Here is a 21,429-nt window from a genome sequence, read left to right as displayed (position 1 = left end):
TGAATACCAGAAAGAATGAAGGAGGCCGTTATGAAACGTTCATTCGACTCTAGGGTCGATTATAGTTTAATATTACCAGTGTTTTGTTTATTGGTAATTGGAGTTGTAGCGATTTATATAGCAGTTAGTCATGATTACCCAAAAAATGTTTGGCCTATACTTGGACAACAACTGGCATGGATAGCCCTAGGGATTATCTTCAGTTTTGTAGTCATGTTTTTTAACACAAAATTTTTATGGCAGTCCACCCCCTATCTATATGGTCTTGGTCTAGCCTTGATGGTCTTACCCTTGATCTTCTATAATCCAAGTTTGGTAGCTGCAACAGGTGCAAAAAACTGGGTATCAATCGGTGGTTATACGCTTTTTCAACCTTCCGAATTCATGAAGATATCTTACATCTTGATGCTGGCTTATGTGATTGTAACCTTCACTAAAAAATACAAGGACAAAGCACGGACCATCGGTTTAGATTTCCTTTTGATTCTTTGGATGATCGTTTTCACGATTCCAGTTTTAGTGTTACTAGCCTTACAAAGTGACCTTGGAACGGCAATGGTTTTTGTTGCGATCTTTGCAGGTCTTGTCTTGTTGTCAGGTGTTTCTTGGAAGATTATCATTCCAGTCTTTGTAACAGTTGTGTCAGCCATTACAGGATTTTTAGCCATCTTCATTACAAAGGATGGGCGTGCCTTTCTGCACCAACTTGGTATGCCGACTTATCAGATTAACCGTATCTTGGCTTGGCTCAATCCCTTTGATTATGCTCAAACAACTACCTATCAACAGGCTCAAGGTCAAATTGCCATCGGTAGTGGTGGAGTATTTGGTCAAGGCTTTAACGTGTCCAATCTCCTCATTCCAGTCCGTGAGAGTGACATGATCTTCACAGTTATCGCTGAAGATTTTGGTTTTATTGGTTCAGTAGTAGTGATTGCACTCTATCTGCTCCTCATCTATCGCATGTTAAAGATTACTCTCAAATCTAACAATCAATTTTACACCTATATCTCAACTGGATTTATCATGATGCTCTTGTTTCACATCTTTGAGAATATCGGTGCGGTAACAGGACTCCTTCCTCTAACAGGGATCCCTTTGCCTTTTATTTCCCAAGGGGGATCAGCCATTATCAGTAATCTCATCGGTGTTGGTCTTCTTTTATCGATGAGCTACCAAACACACCTAGCTGATGAAAAGAGTGGTCGAACAAAATTTAAACGTAAAAAGGTTGTCCTAAAAAAAGTAAAATAAGGAGGTCACTATGCCTAAAGTTGCAGTTATCCTAGCGAATGGTTTTGAAGAAATCGAAGCCCTGACAGTCGTAGACGTCTTGCGTCGTGCAAATATTACCTGTCATATGGTCGGATTTGATGAAAAAGTGACAGGTTCACATGCTATTCAAGTTCAAGCTGATCGTGTATTTAACGGTGATTTATCTGATTATGACATGATTGTCCTTCCAGGAGGCATGCCTGGTTCTGCCCACTTGCGGGACAATGAGTCGCTAATCTCTGAACTCCAAAAATTTAATCAAGGTGGGAAAAAGCTAGCAGCCATCTGTGCAGCACCAATTACTTTAAATCGGGCAGGCCTACTTGAAGGAAAAAACTTCACCTGCTACGATGGTGTTCAAGAACAAATTGCTGACGGTCACTACCATAAAGAAACAGTCGTTGTAGATGGCAATATCATTACGAGCCGTGGTCCAGCAACAGCTTTGGCTTTTGCCTATCACTTAGTTGATACGCTTGGCGGAGATGCGGAATCTCTGAGAAATGGGATGCTCTATACAGACGTATTTGAAAAATAATAAGGAAACTGAGAAGGATCTTTCTTACTTGAGAAGATTCTTCTCTTTTTTAATGTCAAAAACAAGCTAAACGTCGCTTTTTTCGTAAAAAAATGCTATAATGAAGGGTATGAAATATCACGATTACATCTGGGATCTAGGTGGTACTCTGCTTGATAATTATGAAACTTCTACAGCAGCTTTTGTAGAAACCTTAGCAGAGTTTGGAATTGAGCAGGAGCACGACAGTGTCTACGAAGCTTTGAAGGTTTCGACTGCCTTCGCCACTGAAAAGTATGCTCCAGGTATTGAAAACTTTCTTGAGAAATATAAGGAAAATGAAGCCCGTGAGCTTGAACACCCAGTATTGTTTGATGGGATTCCTGCGCTCTTGGAAAAGATTTCAGACCAAGGTGGCCGTAATTTCTTGGTTTCTCATCGAAATGATCAAGTGTTGGAGATTCTTTCAAAAACAAAGATAGCACCATACTTTACAGAAGTAGTGACAGCTAGTTCAGGATTTAAACGTAAACCAAATCCTGAATCGATGATTTATTTGCGTGATAAGTATCATATAACATCAGGGCTGGTTATTGGTGACCGTGCTATTGATGTAGAGGCAGGACATGCTGCAGGCTTAGATGCCTATCTCTTTGAGAACGTTGTAGCGTTAAAACAAGCAATAGACATGTAAGAAAAAGGGGAAACATGACAGAAGATATTAAAAACCAACAGGCACAAGATTATGATGCCAGTCAAATTCAAGTTTTGGAAGGTCTGGAAGCCGTTCGTATGCGTCCAGGTATGTACATCGGTTCAACTTCGAAAGAGGGTCTTCACCACCTAGTCTGGGAAATCGTAGATAACTCTATCGACGAAGCCTTGGCTGGATTCGCTAGTCATATCGAAGTTTTTATTGAGCCAGATGATTCAATTACAGTTATTGACGATGGGCGTGGTATCCCTGTTGATATCCAAGAAAAAACAGGTCGTCCTGCAGTTGAAACAGTCTTTACCGTTCTTCACGCCGGAGGTAAATTCGGCGGTGGCGGATACAAGGTATCTGGTGGTCTCCACGGTGTAGGTTCATCCGTTGTAAATGCTCTTTCAACTCAGTTGGATGTTCGCGTTCACAAAAACGGAAAAATTCATTACCAAGAATACCGTCGTGGTCATGTTGTGGCTGACCTAGAGGTGATTGGAGAAACAGATAAAACAGGAACAATCGTTCACTTTACTCCAGACCCAGAAATTTTCACAGAGACAACAACATTTGACTTTGATAAATTAAATAAACGGATTCAAGAGTTAGCCTTCTTGAATCGTGGACTTCAAATCTCTATCACTGACAAACGTGAAGGACTTGAGCAGACCAAGCATTATCACTACGAAGGTGGGATTGCGAGCTACGTTGAGTACATCAACGAAAACAAGGATGTTATCTTTGATACGCCAATCTATACAGATGGTGAAATGGATGATATCACAGTTGAAGTCGCGATGCAGTACACAACTGGTTACCATGAAAATGTCATGAGTTTCGCTAATAATATTCATACCCATGAAGGTGGAACACATGAGCAAGGTTTCCGTACAGCCCTAACTCGTGTTATTAATGACTATGCTCGTAAAAATAAACTTCTAAAAGATAACGAAGATAATCTAACTGGGGAAGATGTCCGTGAAGGATTGACAGCGGTTATCTCTGTGAAGCATCCAAACCCTCAGTTTGAAGGACAAACTAAGACCAAACTTGGAAATAGTGAAGTTGTGAAGATTACCAATCGTCTTTTCAGCGACGCATTTTCTGATTTCCTTTTGGAAAATCCACAGATTGCTAAGCGCATCGTAGAAAAAGGGATTTTGGCTGCGAAAGCGCGTGTTGCTGCCAAGCGTGCGCGTGAAGTTACTCGTAAAAAATCTGGCTTAGAGATTTCAAATCTTCCAGGGAAACTAGCTGACTGTTCATCAAATAATCCTGCTGAAACTGAGCTTTTCATCGTCGAAGGAGACTCAGCGGGAGGTTCTGCAAAATCAGGACGTGACCGTGAATTTCAAGCTATCTTGCCTATTCGTGGGAAAATACTTAACGTTGAAAAGGCAAGCATGGATAAAATACTAGCCAATGAAGAAATACGTAGCCTTTTCACAGCTATGGGAACAGGATTTGGTGCAGAGTTTGATGTTAGCAAGGCTCGATACCAAAAACTGGTTATCATGACGGATGCCGATGTCGATGGAGCTCACATCCGTACCCTCTTGTTAACTCTGATTTATCGCTATATGAAACCTGTTTTAGAGGCGGGCTATGTTTATATCGCACAACCACCAATTTACGGTGTTAAGGTCGGCAGTGAGATTAAAGAATACATCCAACCTGGAGCAGATCAAGAAATCCGTCTACAGGAAGCTTTAGCTCGCTATAGTGAAGGACGTTCAAAACCAACCATTCAACGTTATAAAGGTCTTGGAGAAATGGATGATCATCAACTTTGGGAAACTACTATGAATCCTGAACATCGCCTCATGGCCCGCGTTTCAGTAGATGACGCTGCTGAAGCGGATAAAATTTTTGATATGCTCATGGGTGATCGAGTGGAACCACGTCGAGAATTTATTGAAGAAAACGCTGTGTACAGTACCCTTGACGTATAAAAAAATTGGGAAATAGTTCCCAAGGCTTGAAAAATATGATATAATCATTACAATTGTGTCAAGTATAAAAGGAGTTTGATATGTCAGATAATCAGTTGATTATTACCTTGATTGGAATTGCAGTTCTGCTTCTGATTGCCTTTGCAGTAGCAATTTTGCTTCGTAAACGTAATGTAAGTAGACTTGCAACATTAGAAGAAAGAAAAGAAGAACTTTATAACCTTCCTGTGAATGACGAGGTAGATGCTGTAAAAAACATGCATCTGATTGGTCAAAGTCAGATTGCTTTTAGAGAATGGAATCAGAAATGGGTAGATTTATCCCTCAACTCTTTTGCGGATATTGAGAATAACCTCTTTGAAGCTGAAGGTTACAATAGTTCATTCCGTTTTTTAAAGGCAAAACACCAGATTGATCAAATTGAAAGTCAAATCAAACTCGTTGAAGAAGATATTACGGAAATTCGTAATGCTTTGTCTGATTTGGAAAAACAAGAATCAAAAAATAGTGGACGAGTATTACATGCTCTAGATTTATTTGAAAAACTACAAAATACAGTAGCAGAAGATTCTGAAAAATATGGTCAAGCTCTTCCAGAAATTGAAAAACAATTGGAAAACATCCAATCTGAGTTTTCTCAATTTGTAACTCTGAATTCATCAGGGGATCCGGTTGAAGCAGCAGGTATTTTGGATAACGCAGAAAATCATATTCTTGCGTTGACACATATCGTTGAAAGAATTCCAGCGATTGTGACCAAACTTACTAGTGAATTGCCAGATCAGCTTGAAGATTTAGAAGCTGGTTACCGTAAACTTTTAGATGAGAATTATCATTTCTCTGAAACAGATATCGAATCTCGTCTTCAACTTCTCTATGAAGCCTTAAAAAACAATCACGAGAATATTCGCAAGTTAGAATTGGACAATGCAGAGTATGAAAATACTCAAATCCAAGAAGAAATCAATGCGCTTTATGATATTTTCACTCGTGAAATTGAAGCTCATAAAGCATTCGAGAAGTTGGTAACTACCTTACCTACCTATCTTCAACACTTGAAAGAAAACAATCAAGTTTTGGTTAAAGATATCGAACGTCTTGGAAAAACTTACTTGATTTCAGAAAGTGATGTGAATCGAGTTCGTCGCCTGCAAGCAGATATTGCAGCCTTGAACACTACAATCGAAGAATTGACAAACGACCAATCAGAAGTTTCAGAAGCATACTCAGTCTTGCAAGAACGTTTGGAAAATCTCCAATCTACTTTGAAAGATATTGAAGATGACCAAATCGGTGTCAGCGAACGTCTTGTTCAGATCGAAAAAGACGATATCAATGCTCGCCAAAAAGCAAATGTATACGTCAATCGTCTCCATACGATTAAACGCTATATGGAAAAGAGAAATCTTCCAGGAATTCCACAAAAATTCTTGAAACTCTTCTTTGATGCAAGTCATAGTACAGAAGACTTGATGGCTGAGTTGGAACAAGCGCAAGTAAATATTGAATCTGTCAATCGTATTCTTGAGATTGCAACAAATGATATGAACATGTTGGAAGAAGAAGCATACAGTATCGTTCAAAATGCAACATTGACAGAACAATTGCTTCAATATTCTAACCGTTATAGATCATTTGATGATCGTATTCAACAAGCTTTCCAAGAAGCTTTGAATATCTTCGAAACAACTTTTGATTACCAAGCATCTTTCGAAAAAATCTCTCAAGCTTTAGAAGTCGCTGAGCCAGGAGTAACCAGTCGTTTCGTTACTTCCTATGAGAAAACAAGAGAAAGTATTCGTTTCTAATCTCTAAAAGAACCCTAGAATTAGCTAGGGTTCTTTTGCTTGTCTTTTCCTATAAAAAAAGACTTTCTTCAATATTTTCATTGAAATTATAGCTCTGATTTGATATGATAAGACTATGACAAAAAAGAGATCATTCCAAAAGACAGTTAAGAAGGAAAATAATAAAAAATTAGGAATCCTTGTGTTGCTTTTGTTCTTCACAATGTTGGCGCTCGGTAGTGTGATTACATATAAAGTGCTAAGTAAACAAGTCTTTGAACAGAAAATTGAGAGTCTCAAGAAGGAAAAAGATGACGCCTACTCACAGGGGAGTCAAAAAGAGCATTTCCGCAAGGAAAAATCAGAGATTATCACCTATTATCCAATGGTTGGAGATAGTGTTATCTCCTCTGTTAAGAATGAGATTATAAAGGATATCACTGATAAAGTAGAGGGAAAAGATCAATTGATTTTTTATTACTCAGAAAAAGGGGACTCCTCTTTAACTGGAGTTGAAAATCGATTGATTAAAAAGCAGACTTTTGACATAGCAAATTCGAATGTCGTCGAATTAGAAAATACCACACTCAATCAGCTTTATCTAAAAGAAGATGGCTCTGTCTTTACACTGGATCAACTTTTCACAGATACAAGCAAAGCCAAGGAAAAATTACTCGAAGATCTTAAGTCTACTCTTCAGGATAAAAAAGTAGAGCAATCGGTTGTGGATCAAATTTCAGCTGATTTCTCAGCAGCAGAATTAACAACTTGGAAATTTACTTATAAAGATAGCCAATTGGTTCTTTATCCAGTCAAAGCAACGACTAATGTTGAAGAAATAGCGATGCCTATTTCAGACTTCTTTGATTTTATTCAGACATCCTATCTAACAGAAAAAGATGCTGAACTCTATAAAAAAGTTCAAGCGGAAAAACATAAAAAAGTTGTAGCCTTAACCTTTGATGATGGTCCCGATGGCAATACAACACCACAAGCCTTGGATATTTTAGCTAAGTACAAAATAAAAGCAACCTTCTTTGTACAAGGAAAGAATATTGCAGGCAATGAGTCAATCCTTAAACGTATGCAGTCTGAAGGCCATGAAGTTGGAAACCATAGTTGGAATCATCCAATTTTAACAAAACTGTCATTGGAAGATGCCAAGCAACAGCTCACGGATACAGAAGATGCTATTACAAAAGTTCTTGGGAAAAGCTCTAAATTGATGCGTCCACCGTATGGTGCCATTTCAGATGATATCCGCAACAGCCTGGATTTAAGCTTTATTATGTGGGATGTCGATAGTTTGGACTGGAAGAGCAAGAATGAAGCTGCTATTTTAACTGAGATTCAACGTCAGACGACTGATGGTTCTATTATCCTCATGCATGATATTCATCAGACGTCGGTAAATTCACTACCAAGGGTTATCGAGTATTTGCAAGGACAAGGCTATAGCTTTGTGACTGTATCAGAACTACTCAATATAGGTTTGAAACCACATGGTATTTATTATTCTCGTAACTAATAGTTGGAGTAAATTAAAATAATATAAAAAAAGATTATTTTTATCTTGACAAGTAGGGGAAAACTTGATATCATATACAAGATGAGAAAAGCAGAAGTGAGAACTTCTCGCCTTGCGACTAACGTTGTCTGGCCCCTACAGATCAAGTTTCAGAAATGAAATATAATCATGTAGTGCGGATTTGCGTTAGCAAGTCCGCTCTTGTTTTTCTCTAAACTAAAAAAAGAGGTGAAAACCATAGCAAAGCAAGACTTATTCATCAATGATGAAATTCGTGTACGCGAAGTTCGCTTAATCGGTCTTGAAGGTGAGCAATTGGGTATCAAACCACTAAGCGAAGCGCAAGCACTTGCGGATGAAGCTAACGTGGACTTGGTTCTCATTCAGCCTCAAGCTAAACCTCCTGTTGCGAAAATTATGGACTACGGTAAGTTCAAATTTGAGTACCAGAAGAAGCAAAAAGAACAACGCAAGAAACAAAGTGTTGTGACCGTGAAAGAAGTTCGTTTGAGCCCAGTTATCGACAAGGGTGACTTCGAAACTAAACTTCGCAATGCTCGCAAGTTCCTTGAAAAAGGGAACAAAGTGAAGGTTTCCATTCGATTTAAGGGTCGTATGATTACCCATAAAGAGATTGGTGCAAAAGTTTTAGCCGACTTCGCTGAAGCAACTCAAGATATTGCAATCATCGAACAGCGTGCTAAAATGGATGGTCGTCAAATGTTCATGCAGTTGGCGCCAGCAACTGACAAAAAATAATTGTCAGAAAGTTAAATAAAGGAGAAAAAATCATGCCAAAACAAAAAACACACCGCGCATCAGCTAAACGTTTCAAACGTACAGGTTCTGGTGGACTTAAACGTTTCCGTGCTTATACATCTCACCGTTTCCACGGAAAAACTAAAAAACAACGTCGTCATCTTCGTAAAGCATCTATGGTGCATGCAGGAGATTTCAAACGTATCAAAGCAATGCTTACTCGCTTGAAATAATCGCGTATTTGTAAGTAAACAATTCTAGGAAATATTTGGAGGAAATATAAATGGCACGTGTTAAAGGTGGCGTTGTATCACGCAAACGTCGTAAACGTATTCTTAAATTAGCTAAAGGTTACTATGGAGCTAAACACATCTTGTTCCGTACTGCAAAAGAACAAGTAATGAACTCTTACTACTATGCATACCGTGACCGTCGTCAAAAGAAACGTGACTTCCGCAAATTGTGGATCACACGTATCAATGCGGCAGCTCGTATGAACGGACTTTCATACTCACAATTGATGCATGGTTTGAAATTGGCTGAGATCGAAGTTAACCGTAAAATGCTTGCTGACTTGGCTGTTAACGATGCAGCAGCTTTCACAGCTCTTGCAGATGCAGCTAAAGCAAAACTTGGTAAATAATTATTCATAAGACTGGTGCAAATTTGTCCCAGTCTTTTTTAAACAAAGGAGAAAAATATGGCTTCAAAAATGTTACATACTTGCTTGCGAGTAGAAAATCTTGAAAAATCAATTGCTTTTTACCAAGATGCTTTTGGATTTAAGGAATTACGTCGCAAGGATTTTCCAGACTATGCTTTTACGATTGTTTATCTAGGTCTTGACGGTGATGATTATGAATTGGAGTTGACTTACAACTATGATCATGGGCCTTATGTTGTGGGTGACGGCTTTGCTCACATCGCTCTAAGTACACCTGACCTTGAAGCTCTTCACAAAGAACATAGCGAAAAAGGTTATGAAGTAACGGAACCTAAAGGACTTCCAGGTACTCAACCAAACTATTACTTTATCAAAGATCCAGATGGATACAAGGTAGAAGTGATTCGTGAAAAATAATAAAAACTCCTCATTTGTCAAATTGAGTTAGACAATTTCACCTGACTCAGAAAAACTTGATACGGAGTAGTGTAGGTCATTTATGTTAGTTTCTTTCAGACAAATGTGAGCGTTTGTCTGAGACTAACATAGATGGCTTTTTTCTATCTAGCTTAATGTGACAAATTGGGCTATAATAAAGGTAATTAAACAAATTAGTGGGAGAAAAAAATGTCAGACCAAAATCCAAATGTAGAGCTAAACAAAGAAGAAGATAAACTAATTGTAGAAAATAATTCGGTGGAAGATATGAAGAATGGTCCAAAAGCAGTCAAGAAACCCTCGGCTCTTCTATCTTTCTCATTTTATTTGGCGCTTACCTATATTCTTCTATTTATATCTCTTGCTTTAGTTGCTGGTCCATGGGGAATTGTATTCTTGATTTTTCTAGGTCCTAATTTAATTGCTTACGCTATAGCAACTGTCTTAACACAGATAGGAATCAAGAAAGTAAATAGAAATTTCTTGTATGCGAGTGCAGGATTTTATTTGCTTTCAGGACTTTTGGCATTCGACCCGGATTGGCAGATTTTTAGGATTTTTCCTTTTCTCTCCTTAGTTCTAGTTTTAATCGGGATATTTTTAACGAAAGATACAAGTAACTAAATTAAAAAAGCTAGGCGCGTCTCTTCTTCGAACTTATTTCATATCATAAAACCATAGACTTTAAGGCTGTGGTTTTTTAGTTTGATAAGAACAAAAGTATCTGTTTTTCTATTTTTTAAATGGTATAATAGAGAAAGAATAAGGGAGGTGAGAAAGAATGATTGCCCAACTGGATACAAAAACTGTCTATAGTTTTATGGAGAGCATGGTTTCAATCAAGAGATATGTTAGTCTAGGGAAGGAATATGGATATTCAACACTTGGAATCACGGATGAAGATAATCTCTATGGAGCCTATTATTTTATCAAAGAATGCCAAAAACAGGGGATTCAGCCTTTATTAGGTCTTGAGATGACACTTCATCATCAAGATGAATGGATCAATCTACGTTTTCTAGCCCTGTCAAACCGAGGTTATCAAAACCTGATGAAGTTGTCGTCTCTAAAGATGACAGGTAAAAAAGAATGGACTGATTTTTCTTCTTACCTAGAGGATATCTGTGTTATTGTTCCCTACTATCCTGAAATTGTTGGCTTAGATTTGGGACATGACTACTATATCGGGGTATATCCAGATACACCTCAATCGAATTTTTCTCAAGCCATCCTCCCGCTTTATCGAGTTAATTCTTTCGAACCTGAGGATTTGGAAGCCCTACAGATGCTTAAAGCGATTAAGGAAAACGTGACCTTGAGAGAGGTTGATGTTCAATCTCAACAGGGCTTGTTTTTACCAGCTAACCGTCTAGAACAGGCTTTTCTTGAAAAGTTCCCAATCGCTCTGGAAAATCTTGCAAAATTGACCAAGTATACTTCCTACGAGATTGATAGTAGTCTCAAACTTCCACGTTTCAATCCAGAGAGACCTGCTGTTGAAGAACTTCGGGAACGAGCTATTCAGGGGCTGAAGCAGAAAGGGTTATGGAATCAAGATTATCAGGTTCGTTTAGAAGATGAGTTATCTGTGATTCATGATATGGGGTTTGATGACTATTTCTTAGTTGTCTGGGACCTCTTACGTTTTGGTCGTTCTCAAGGTTATTATATGGGGATGGGACGCGGCTCCGCAGTTGGAAGTTTAGTAGCTTACGCCCTAGATATTACTGGAATTGATCCTGTAGCTAAAAATCTTATCTTTGAGCGCTTCTTAAATCGTGAACGTTACACCATGCCAGATATCGATATTGATATTCCAGATATCTATCGTCCTGAATTTATCCGCTATGTTCGTGATCGTTATGGTAGTATTCACGCTGCTCAGATAGTCACCTACTCGACTTTTGGTGCCAAACAGGCTATTCGAGATGTTTTTAAACGGTATGGTGTCCCTGAATATGAATTGACGGCCATTACGAAAAAAATAGGCTCTAAAGATACTCTAACGACAGCCTATGAAGGAAATCTAGGTTTTAGACAACTCATTCAGAGTAAGATTGAGTACCAAAAGGCCTTCTCTATTGCTAAAAAGATTGAAGGTTATCCACGACAGACTTCTATCCATGCAGCTGGTGTCGTTATCAGTGATAAAAATCTAACAGATTATATCCCTCTCAAGTATGGAGAGGATATGCTGATTACCCAATATGATGCGCATGGAGTTGAAGGAAATGGCTTGCTCAAGATGGATTTCTTGGGCCTACGAAACTTAACCTTCGCTCAAAAAATGCAGGAGCTCTTACATGAAACTCAAGGTATTTCACTAAGAATTGAGGATATTGATCTTGAAGATAAGGCAACCTTAGCCCTCTTTGCAGCTGGTAAGACCAAGGGAATCTTTCAGTTTGAACAACCTGGGGCCATACGCTTATTGAAGCGAGTGAAACCACAAAATTTTGAAGAAGTAGTGGCGACGACTTCCTTGAACCGACCAGGTGCGAGCGACTATATAGATAACTTTGTTGCCAGAAAACATGGTAAAGAAAAGGTTACGGTTCTGGACCCTGTGCTAGAAGATATCTTAGCTCCGACTTATGGTATTATGCTCTACCAAGAGCAGGTGATGCAAGTAGCTCAGCGTTACGCTGGTTTTAACCTCGGGAAAGCCGATATGTTACGTCGTGCTATGGGGAAAAAGAATGCGGCTGAGATGCACCGAATGGAGGAGAGTTTTATCCAAGGGGCCCTCGAAAAAGGGCATGGACAAAAACAGGCTCAAGAAGTTTTTGCCGTAATGGAAAAATTTGCCGGTTATGGTTTTAACCGTTCGCATGCTTATGCTTATGCTGCCTTAGCCTTTCAGCTTGCCTACTTTAAAACACATTTTCCAGCAATCTTCTATCAGGTCATGCTCAATTATGCCAGCGGGGATTATATCCTAGATGCGCTTGAAATGGGCTTTGAATTAGCTCCGCTTTCTATCAATACGGTTCCATATCAAGATAAACTAACAGATAAGACAATTCATCTAGGACTTAAGAGTATTAAGGGAATGCCCCGTGATTTTGCCTACTGGATTATCGAGCATCGTCCATTTAGCAGTGTTGAAGATTTTATCACACGATTACCCAAAAATTATCAAAAGGAGAGTTTATTAATTCCTCTGGTAGAAGTTGGATTGTTTGATAACTTTGAGAAAAATCGTCAAAAAATCTTAACCAACCTACCAACTCTATTTATCTTTGTAGAAGAGTTAGGTAGCCTCTTTGCAGATTCTAGCTATAGTTGGACAGATACAGAGGACTTTTCAAATATTGAGAAATTCCAAAAAGAGCAGGAATGGTTAGGAGTTGGAATTAGCCAACACCCATTGCTGGTTTTAGCGAAGAATCCTTTGTATCCGATCGTGAGTTTATCTGAGCTTTCCGAGGGACAGACAGCTACAGTGCTCGTTGAGATTCAATCTATCCGAGTGATTCGAACTAAAAAAGGTGAAAATATGGCCTTTTTGAAAGTTACTGATAGTAAAACAAGTCTGGAGGTCACTGTTTTTTCTGAACAGTACCGCCAATTTAAAAATCTTTTGCACGAAGGAAATTTTTATTACCTAAATGGAAAAGTGCAAGCCAGAGATGGTCGTCTTCAATTAGTTTTAAACAATTTAAAAGAGGCAGTGAGTGAGCGTTTTTGGATTCAAGTTCCCAATCATGACCACGATTCTGAAATTTATCATATTTTAGAGCAATACAAGGGACAAATTCCTGTTGTCATTCGCTATGAGGATGAACAAAAAAATGTCCTTTTGCCAGGTTATTTTGTAACAAAAGACGCAAGCTTACAAGAATCTTTAAATCAAATCACAATGAAAACGATTTATCGTTAAAAATCAATGAAAATAAAAGAATTTTAACTTTAAATATGGTATAATCAGTTAGAATGTTAAAAGAAAAAGGAGCAAAACCAAATGAAACGTATTGCTGTTTTGACTAGTGGTGGAGACGCCCCTGGTATGAATGCTGCTATCCGTGCAGTTGTTCGTCAAGCAATCTCAGAAGGAATGGAAGTATTTGGTATCTATGATGGATATGCTGGTATGGTTGCTGGTGAGATTTATCCACTTGATGCTGCTTCAGTGGGAGACATCATTTCACGTGGTGGTACTTTCCTTCACTCTGCTCGTTACCCTGAGTTTGCACAGCTTGAAGGTCAACTTAAAGGGATTGAGCAGTTGAAAAAACATGGTATCGAAGGTGTCGTAGTTATCGGTGGTGATGGTTCTTATCATGGAGCTATGCGCTTGACTGAGCATGGATTCCCAGCTATTGGACTTCCAGGTACAATCGATAACGATATCGTAGGTACTGATTTTACAATCGGATTTGATACTGCAGTTACGACTGCAATGGACGCGATTGATAAGATTCGTGATACATCATCAAGTCACCGTCGTACTTTCGTAGTTGAAGTAATGGGACGTAACGCTGGAGATATCGCTCTTTGGGCAGGTATCGCAACTGGTGCTGACGAAATCATCATCCCTGAAGAAGGCTTCAAATTTGAAGATATCGTAGCAAGCATCAAAGCTGGTTATGAACACGGTAAAAAACACAACATTATCGTTTTGGCAGAAGGTGTTATGTCAGCGGCTGAATTTGGTCAAAAACTAAAAGAAGCTGGAGATACAAGTGACCTTCGTGTAACAGAACTTGGTCACATCCAACGTGGTGGTTCACCAACTGCTCGTGACCGTGTATTGGCGTCACGTATGGGAGCACACGCTGTTAAACTTCTTAAACAAGGAATCGGTGGTGTCGCTGTTGGTATTCGCAATGAGAAAATGGTTGAAAATCCAATTCTTGGAACTGCAGAAGAAGGAGCTTTGTTTAGCCTAACAGCTGATGGTAAGATCGTTGTTAATAACCCTCACAAAGCTGACCTTGAACTATCTGACTTGAATAAGAGCTTGTCATAATCAACTTTAACTAATCTGGTAGAATGACCATAAAAGGTCGAATTATATAAAGGAGTCACAAAAATCATGAACAAACGTGTAAAAATCGTTGCAACTTTGGGTCCTGCGGTAGAAATCCGTGGTGGTAAAAAATTCGGTGATGACGGATACTGGGGTGAAAAACTTGACGTTGAAGCTTCAGCTAAAAACATTGCTCAATTGATTGAAGCAGGAGCTAACACTTTCCGTTTCAACTTCTCACACGGTGACCACCAAGAACAAGGTGACCGTATGGCAACTGTTAAACTTGCAGAAAAACTTGCAGGTAAAAAAGTTGGTTTCCTTCTTGACACTAAAGGTCCAGAAATCCGTACTGAATTGTTCGAAGGTGAAGCTAAAGAGTACTCATACAAAACTGGTGAAAAAATCCGTGTTGCAACTAAACAAGGTATCAAATCAACTCGTGAAGTGATTGCATTGAACGTTGCTGGTGCTCTTGATATCTATGATGACGTTGAAGTTGGTCGCCAAGTATTGGTTGACGATGGTAAGCTTGGTCTTCGCGTTGTAGAAAAAGACGACGCAAATCGTGAATTCATCGTTGAAGTTGAAAACGACGGTGTTATCGCTAAACAAAAAGGTGTAAACATCCCTAACACTAAAATTCCTTTCCCAGCTCTTGCTGAACGCGATAACGCTGATATCCGCTTCGGTCTTGAACAAGGTATCAACTTCATCGCGATCTCATTCGTTCGTACTGCAAAAGACGTTAACGAAGTTCGTGCTATCTGTGAAGAAACTGGTAACGGTCACGTTCAATTGTTCGCTAAGATCGAAAACCAACAAGGTATCGATAACTTGGACGAAATCATTGAAGCTGCTGACGGTATCATGATTGCTCGTGGTGACATGGGTATCGAAGTACCATTCGAAATGGTTCCAGTTTACCAAAAAATGATCATCACTAAAGTTAACGCTGCTGGTAAAGTTGTTATCACTGCAACAAACATGCTTGAAACAATGACTGAAAAACCACGTGCGACTCGTTCAGAAGTATCAGACGTATTTAACGCTGTTATCGACGGAACTGACGCTACAATGCTTTCAGGTGAGTCTGCAAACGGTAAATACCCACTTGAGTCTGTTCGTACAATGGCTACAATCGACAAGAACGCTCAAACTCTTCTTAACGAATACGGACGTTTGAACTCAGATACATTTGAACGTAACTCTAAGACAGAAGTTATGGCATCAGCAGTTAAAGATGCAGCAAACTCAATGGATATCAAATTGGTTGTTACATTGACTAAGACTGGTCACACAGCACGTTTGATCTCTAAATACCGTCCAAATGCTGACATTTTGGCAATTACTTTCGATGAATTGACTGAACGTGGATTGATGTTGAACTGGGGTGTTATTCCAGTAACTACTGAACGTCCTTCAAACACTGATGATATGTTTGAACTTGCTGAAAAAATTGCTGTTGAACAAGGTTTGGTTCAATCTGGTGACGATATCATCATCGTAGCTGGTGTGCCACTTGGAGAAGCAGTTCGTACAAACACAATGCGTATCCGTACTGTACGTTAATCAAAAAATGAAAACCTATCACATCAAGCTTTCGAGCTTGGGTGATAGGCTTTTTTTGTTATTGGAATTAAAAATGATTTTTTAAAAAATAAAAAGCTTTCTGGAAAACCAGAAAGCATGAGAGGCATCTCCATGTGAGAAACCGGTTCACACAATTTCTCAAGGTCCGCTCCTGCGTTAATGACCTCCTTTGCGCAATTGTAGCTCTCGCTACATATCGACTCATCGCAGACTTTATTTTACTACAGGGGCGATAGTTTGTCAAGAAAAAAAACAGTCCCTAAAAAGGAACTGATGAATGATGCTAATTGCCGGGATCGAACCGGCGACCTCATCCTTACCATGGATGCGCTCTGCCTACTGAGCTAAATCAGCTTACCTAGAAAGTATACTATAGATTTAGCCTTTTGTCAATATGTGAATGAGTCTCTAAACAACTAGAAAAAGCCCAAGTAATCCACTTAGGCTTGTGAAGATTGGATTATTGTAGTTGTTTTCTCTTTTTATCTGGGTCCCAAACAAAACTTGCTACAAAGGTAAAGAGAATTGTCAGAATTCCGATAATAATTGCGAGAAGTAGTGCAGGGATGCGGATGAACCACCAGAGTGGATTTGGTTTTTTGTTATTGTGCCATTGTTTTGTTTCTTCATCTAAACGTTGAAATTCAGATTGGATACGGTCTGCAACCATCTCAATTCCTTCATCATTCATCTTTTTAATATCAGAGATATCAATCGGATTTCCGAAGTTCATATCAATACGTTCACGGCTGACAAGCCCTTTTAGAGTCATAGGACCAGTATAGGTAACAGGCATGATGCGAACCTTGGCCATCTTTGCAATGAGAGCTACACCACCCTTAACATCATTGGAATGACGACTACCGCTTGGAAACATAATCAGTGAACGATTACTTTTTTTAAGAACATTGATTGGATACTTGATGGCAGAAGAATTTGGGTTATCACGGTCAATCGGGAAGGCACCACACATGCGAATCCACCAACCAAAGATACGATTTGAAAAGAGTTCTTTTTTGGCCATAAAGACAAATTGTTTCGGTTTGGTCGCAAAGGCCATGTAGACTGGATCCCACCAAGTACGGTGTGGTGCTACAAGGATATAATTTTCATCTAAACTTTGAATTTTTTCAGTATTGTGAAAGTGGGCATTTCCATTGATCGACCATAAAATCAACATAACTAGCCCACGTAGATAAGTATAAAACATGGTGTCTCCTTCAGTTTTCTTTCTTTTATTATACCTTATCATACTAGGACAGGCAAATGTTTTTTGTTAAGGCGGAAAAGCTTTTTATTTGAAATTAGAATTATTCAAAAAAAAATGATATGATAGAATTTATGGATAAAAATAAAATTATGGGCTTAAGCCAATCAGAAGTTAAAGATCGTCAGAAACAGGGACAGGTCAATGATTTCAAAGCTTCAGCTAGTACGAGTACCTGGCAGATTGTAAAGCGAAATGTCTTTACTTTATTCAATGCATTAAACTTTGCCATCGCCTTAGCACTCGCTTTTGTTCAAGCCTGGAGCAACTTGGTCTTCTTTGCGGTTATCTGTTTTAATGCTTTTTCAGGAATTGTAACTGAATTACGTGCTAAACATATGGTTGATAAACTCAATCTCTTGAATAAAGAAAAGATTACGACTATTCGTGATGGACAGGAGATTGCTTTAGACCCTGAAGAGCTTGTTTTGGATGATGTGATTCGCTTGTCTGCAGGGGATCAGATTCCAAGCGATGCAGTTGTATTAGAAGGCTTTGCTGAAGTCAATGAGGCCATGTTAACAGGTGAGAGTGACTTGGTACAAAAAGAAGTAGAAGACTTGATGTTGTCAGGTAGCTTTCTTGCAAGTGGGTCTGTCTTAGCACAGGTCCATCATGTTGGAGCAGACAACTATGCTGCTAAACTCATGCTTGAAGCTAAGACCGTTAAACCAATCAATTCCCGTATCATGAAATCACTTGATCAACTTGCAGGCTTTACTGGGAAAATCATTATCCCATTTGGAATTGCCCTCTTGCTTGAAGCTTTGGTCTTAAAAGGTTTACCCCTTAAATCTTCTGTGGTGAATTCCTCTACAGCTCTTTTGGGGATGTTGCCTAAGGGAATCGCACTCTTGACCATTACCTCTCTTTTAACCGCTGTTATCAAGCTAGGTTTGAAGAAGGTCTTGGTGCAGGAGATGTATTCTGTTGAGACCTTGGCACGTGTGGATATGCTCTGTTTGGATAAGACAGGAACCATTACTCAAGGAAAGATGCAGGTTGAGACAGTTCTTCCTCTGACCCAGGCTTATGATAAAGATGCCATTGACAAAATATTAACCAGCTATATAGCACACAGTGAGGATAAAAATCCAACTGCCCAAGCTATTCGAAAGCGTTTTGCGGGAGAGGTAGTTTATCCGATGATTTCTAATCTTCCATTTTCTAGTGATCGAAAATGGGGAGCGATGGAATTGGAAGGTCTAGGAACTGTTTTCCTAGGCGCACCAGAGATGTTGTTGGATGCTGAAGTTCCTGAGGCTAGAGAAGCTCTTGAACGAGGGTCTCGTGTCTTAGTTCTGGCACTAAGTCAAGAAAAACTTGATCACCACAAACCGCAGAAACCATCGGATATGCAAGCCTTGGCTCTGCTTGAGATTCTAGATCCCATACGAGAAGGGGCTGCTGAAACTTTAGACTATCTACGTTCTCAGGAAGTAGGGTTGAAAATTATTTCTGGTGATAATCCAGTTACCGTTTCAAGTATTGCTCAAAAAGCAGGTTTTGCAGATTATCATAGCTATGTAGATTGTTCAAAAATCACGGACGAGGAATTGATTTCTATGGCTGAGGAGACAGCGATTTTTGGACGTGTTTCTCCTCATCAAAAGAAACTAATCATCCAAACTTTGAAAAAAGCAGGTCATACGACTGCCATGACAGGAGATGGTGTCAATGATATCCTTGCTCTTCGTGAGGCAGACTGTTCCATCGTTATGGCTGAAGGAGATCCAGCGACTCGTCAGATTGCAAATCTGGTCCTCTTGAATTCAGATTTCAATGATGTTCCTGAGATTCTCTTCGAAGGTCGTCGTGTGGTCAATAACATTGCCCACATCGCTCCGATTTTCTTAATTAAGACCATCTATTCCTTCTTGCTAGCAGTCATCTGTATTTCGAGTGCATTGTTAGGTCGTACTGAATGGATTTTGATTTTCCCATTTATTCCGATTCAGATTACCATGATTGACCAGTTTGTCGAAGGATTCCCGCCGTTTGTATTGACCTTTGAACGAAATATCAAACCTGTGGAACAAAACTTCCTCAGAAAATCCATGCTTCGTGCACTACCAAGTGCCTTGATGGTAGTCTTTAGTGTTCTCTTTGTTAAAATTTTTGGAACAAGTCAAGGCTGGTCAGCTATTGAAATTTCGACACTTCTGTATTATCTATTGGCATCTATTGGTTTCATGTCTGTAGTTAGAGCTTGCTTGCCATTTAGTCTATGGCGTGTCCTCTTGATTATTTGGTCAGTTGGTGGCTTCCTTGGAACAGCTCTATTTCCAAGAATTCAAAAATTGCTTGAAATTTCAACATTGACAGGACAAACATTACCTGTCTATGGTATTATGATGGTCATCTTTGCTGTCATTTTCATCCTGACAAGTCGTTATCAAGCTAAAAAATAAAGAAAGGCTGCAATCCTAGATTGCGGTCTTTTTGGGTACAGGATTGCTAGATAAAATATGGTATAATAAAGGGAAATAGAGTTTTGGAAAGTGAGAGAAGATGATTTCAAAGAGATTAGAAACGGTAGCTTCCTTTGTACCTCAAGGAGCCGTTTTGCTAGATGTAGGAAGCGACCATGCTTATTTACCGATTGAATTAGTTGAAAAAGGTCATATCGAACGTGCTATTGCAGGAGAGGTTGTAGAAGGTCCCTATCAATCTGCAGTTACAAATGTTAAAAGTCATGGTTTGACTGAGAAAATTCAGGTTCGTTTAGCTAATGGTTTGGCGTCTTTTGAAGAAGGAGATCAAGTTTCTGTCATCACTATTGCTGGAATGGGTGGCCGCTTGATTGCTGCGATATTAGAAGAGGGATTGGACAAACTAGCCAATGTTGAGCGTTTGATTCTTCAACCGAATAATCGTGAAGACGAGTTACGTAGTTGGTTACAAGAGCATGGTTTTCAAATCATAGCAGAAAGTATCCTAGAAGAAGCTGGGAAATTCTACGAAATCATAGTTGTAGAAGCTGGTGAAATGGAGCTATCAGCTACTGATGTCCGCTTTGGCCCCTTCTTGTCCAAAGAAGGCAGTCCAGTCTTCATCCACAAATGGCGAAAAGAAGCTGCTAAGCTTGAGTTTGCCCTTAGTCAAATTCCAGAAAAAAATCAAGAAGAACGTCAGGTTCTAGCAGATAAAATTCAAGCCATCAAGGAGGTGCTCCATGAAAGCAAGTGAAGTGATTAAGCGTTATGAAGCCTATTGCCCACAAGAATTTTCTATGGAAGGTGATAGTCGTGGTCTGCAAATTGGCACTCTAGATAAGGATATCCAAAAAGTCATGGTTGCTCTTGATATCCGTGAAGAGACAGTCGCTGAAGCTATTGAAATGGGTGTTGATTTGATTATCGTTAAGCATGCCCCTATCTTTCGTCCGATCAAGGATTTGGTAGCTAGTCGTCCTCAAAATCAGATTTACATCAATCTCATCAAGCATGATATCGCCGTCTACGTCAGTCATACTAATATCGATATTGTTGAAAATGGTCTTAATGATTGGTTCTGCCAACTATTGGGTATTGAGGATACAACTTATCTGCAGGAGACAGGTCCTGAACGTGGGATTGGCCGTATTGGAACTATTAGACCTCAAACATTTAAAGAACTTGCTGACCATGTTAAGGAAGTCTTTGGTCTAGATAGTCTCCGTATGGTGTATTATCATGAGAGTGATTTGCAAAAAACAATCTCAAGAGTGGCTATCTGTGGTGGAAGTGGTCAATCATTCTATCCTGATGCTTTAGCAAAAGGAGCGGATGTCTACATTACTGGAGACATATACTACCACACTGCCCAAGATATGCTGTCAGATGGTTTGTTATCTCTAGATCCGGGACATTATATCGAAGTACTTTTTATCGAAAAAATAGCAGAACTCTTGAACGAATGGAAGAAAGAGAATGCTTGGTCTCTCGAAGTTATCGCAAGTCAGGCATCGACCAATCCTTTCCACCATATCTAAT

Annotated in this window: 18 protein-coding genes, 1 tRNA gene and 1 other annotated feature; of the genes, 17 read left to right on the top strand and 2 right to left on the bottom strand. The window is 39.3% G+C overall.

The features are described from left to right. Positions 1 to 30 precede the first annotated feature (30 nt). From ACWPVF_RS06405 to pyk, 14 genes are all read left to right on the top strand, one after another. Complete coding sequence (locus ACWPVF_RS06405) at positions 31 to 1,254, top strand: FtsW/RodA/SpoVE family cell cycle protein (RefSeq protein ID WP_045615456.1); 1,224 nt, start codon at positions 31 to 33, stop codon at positions 1,252 to 1,254. Between the two features lie 10 nt (positions 1,255 to 1,264). Next, positions 1,265 to 1,813 (top strand): DJ-1 family glyoxalase III, encoded by a 549-nt coding sequence (locus tag ACWPVF_RS06400; protein WP_454385244.1) that lies wholly within the window; start codon positions 1,265 to 1,267, stop codon positions 1,811 to 1,813. A 109-nt stretch (positions 1,814 to 1,922) separates the two neighbouring features. Beyond that, on the top strand, positions 1,923 to 2,486 hold the full coding sequence (locus ACWPVF_RS06395; protein ID WP_454385242.1) for an HAD family hydrolase: 564 nt from the start codon (positions 1,923 to 1,925) through the stop codon (positions 2,484 to 2,486). A gap of 14 nt (positions 2,487 to 2,500) precedes the next feature. Next, on the top strand, positions 2,501 to 4,447 hold the full coding sequence (gyrB, locus tag ACWPVF_RS06390) for a DNA topoisomerase (ATP-hydrolyzing) subunit B (RefSeq protein WP_045615466.1): 1,947 nt from the start codon (positions 2,501 to 2,503) through the stop codon (positions 4,445 to 4,447). An 80-nt stretch (positions 4,448 to 4,527) separates the two neighbouring features. Continuing rightward, a complete protein-coding gene (gene ezrA / locus ACWPVF_RS06385; RefSeq protein ID WP_454385240.1) occupies positions 4,528 to 6,255 on the top strand; it encodes a septation ring formation regulator EzrA in 1,728 nt (575 codons plus the stop codon). A 115-nt stretch (positions 6,256 to 6,370) separates the two neighbouring features. Further along, positions 6,371 to 7,762, top strand: coding sequence for a peptidoglycan-N-acetylglucosamine deacetylase PgdA (gene pgdA / locus ACWPVF_RS06380; protein WP_454385238.1), 1,392 nt, complete (start codon positions 6,371 to 6,373; stop codon positions 7,760 to 7,762). A gap of 82 nt (positions 7,763 to 7,844) precedes the next feature. Beyond that, positions 7,845 to 7,975, top strand: a sequence feature (ribosomal protein L20 leader region). 15 nt (positions 7,976 to 7,990) lie between these two features. Beyond that, the gene (gene infC, locus ACWPVF_RS06375; protein WP_006149857.1) at positions 7,991 to 8,521 is read left to right on the top strand and encodes a translation initiation factor IF-3; all 531 of its coding nucleotides are present in this window, start codon (positions 7,991 to 7,993) and stop codon (positions 8,519 to 8,521) included. A 32-nt stretch (positions 8,522 to 8,553) separates the two neighbouring features. Continuing rightward, complete coding sequence (rpmI, locus tag ACWPVF_RS06370) at positions 8,554 to 8,754, top strand: 50S ribosomal protein L35 (RefSeq protein ID WP_003003453.1); 201 nt, start codon at positions 8,554 to 8,556, stop codon at positions 8,752 to 8,754. A 50-nt stretch (positions 8,755 to 8,804) separates the two neighbouring features. After that, a complete protein-coding gene (rplT, locus tag ACWPVF_RS06365; protein ID WP_000124834.1) occupies positions 8,805 to 9,164 on the top strand; it encodes a 50S ribosomal protein L20 in 360 nt (119 codons plus the stop codon). A 57-nt stretch (positions 9,165 to 9,221) separates the two neighbouring features. After that, entirely contained in the window at positions 9,222 to 9,602 is a 381-nt protein-coding gene (gloA, locus tag ACWPVF_RS06360; protein ID WP_045615477.1) for a lactoylglutathione lyase, read from the top strand. 210 nt (positions 9,603 to 9,812) lie between these two features. Further along, positions 9,813 to 10,247, top strand: a complete 435-nt coding sequence (locus tag ACWPVF_RS06355) for a hypothetical protein (RefSeq protein ID WP_045615478.1) — start codon at positions 9,813 to 9,815, stop codon at positions 10,245 to 10,247. A gap of 157 nt (positions 10,248 to 10,404) precedes the next feature. After that, a complete protein-coding gene (locus ACWPVF_RS06350; protein ID WP_454385235.1) occupies positions 10,405 to 13,506 on the top strand; it encodes a DNA polymerase III subunit alpha in 3,102 nt (1,033 codons plus the stop codon). An 81-nt stretch (positions 13,507 to 13,587) separates the two neighbouring features. Beyond that, complete coding sequence (gene pfkA, locus ACWPVF_RS06345) at positions 13,588 to 14,595, top strand: 6-phosphofructokinase (protein ID WP_000820878.1); 1,008 nt, start codon at positions 13,588 to 13,590, stop codon at positions 14,593 to 14,595. Positions 14,596 to 14,661: 66 nt separating this feature from the next. Beyond that, positions 14,662 to 16,167, top strand: a complete 1,506-nt coding sequence (pyk, locus tag ACWPVF_RS06340; RefSeq protein WP_045615481.1) for a pyruvate kinase — start codon at positions 14,662 to 14,664, stop codon at positions 16,165 to 16,167. A gap of 302 nt (positions 16,168 to 16,469) precedes the next feature. On the opposite strand, the gene ACWPVF_RS06335 is transcribed toward pyk, so the two are convergent. Together ACWPVF_RS06335 and ACWPVF_RS06330 are read right to left on the bottom strand one after the other, a co-directional pair. After that, positions 16,470 to 16,542 (bottom strand) — tRNA-Thr (locus ACWPVF_RS06335). A gap of 106 nt (positions 16,543 to 16,648) precedes the next feature. Continuing rightward, positions 16,649 to 17,398, bottom strand: a complete 750-nt coding sequence (locus ACWPVF_RS06330) for a lysophospholipid acyltransferase family protein (RefSeq protein ID WP_414307564.1) — start codon at positions 17,396 to 17,398, stop codon at positions 16,649 to 16,651. A gap of 131 nt (positions 17,399 to 17,529) precedes the next feature. Between ACWPVF_RS06330 and ACWPVF_RS06325 the strand changes: the two genes are divergently transcribed. From ACWPVF_RS06325 to ACWPVF_RS06315, 3 genes are all read left to right on the top strand, one after another. Next, positions 17,530 to 19,866 carry a cation-translocating P-type ATPase gene (locus ACWPVF_RS06325; RefSeq protein WP_454385232.1) on the top strand — a complete coding sequence of 779 codons (2,337 nt, stop codon included), beginning with the start codon at positions 17,530 to 17,532 and terminating at the stop codon, positions 19,864 to 19,866. Between the two features lie 100 nt (positions 19,867 to 19,966). Continuing rightward, a complete protein-coding gene (locus ACWPVF_RS06320; RefSeq protein WP_454385230.1) occupies positions 19,967 to 20,644 on the top strand; it encodes a tRNA (adenine(22)-N(1))-methyltransferase in 678 nt (225 codons plus the stop codon). Continuing rightward, positions 20,631 to 21,428 carry a Nif3-like dinuclear metal center hexameric protein gene (locus tag ACWPVF_RS06315; RefSeq protein ID WP_454385228.1) on the top strand — a complete coding sequence of 266 codons (798 nt, stop codon included), beginning with the start codon at positions 20,631 to 20,633 and terminating at the stop codon, positions 21,426 to 21,428. Before ACWPVF_RS06320 ends, ACWPVF_RS06315 begins: the two co-directional genes overlap by 14 nt. The last annotated feature ends 1 nt before the right edge of the window (position 21,429 follow it).

Source organism: Streptococcus sp. Marseille-Q7087 (assembly GCF_965111935.1).
Note: the sequence above shows the minus strand (reverse complement) of the source record. Positions and strands in the feature narration are given on the sequence as shown.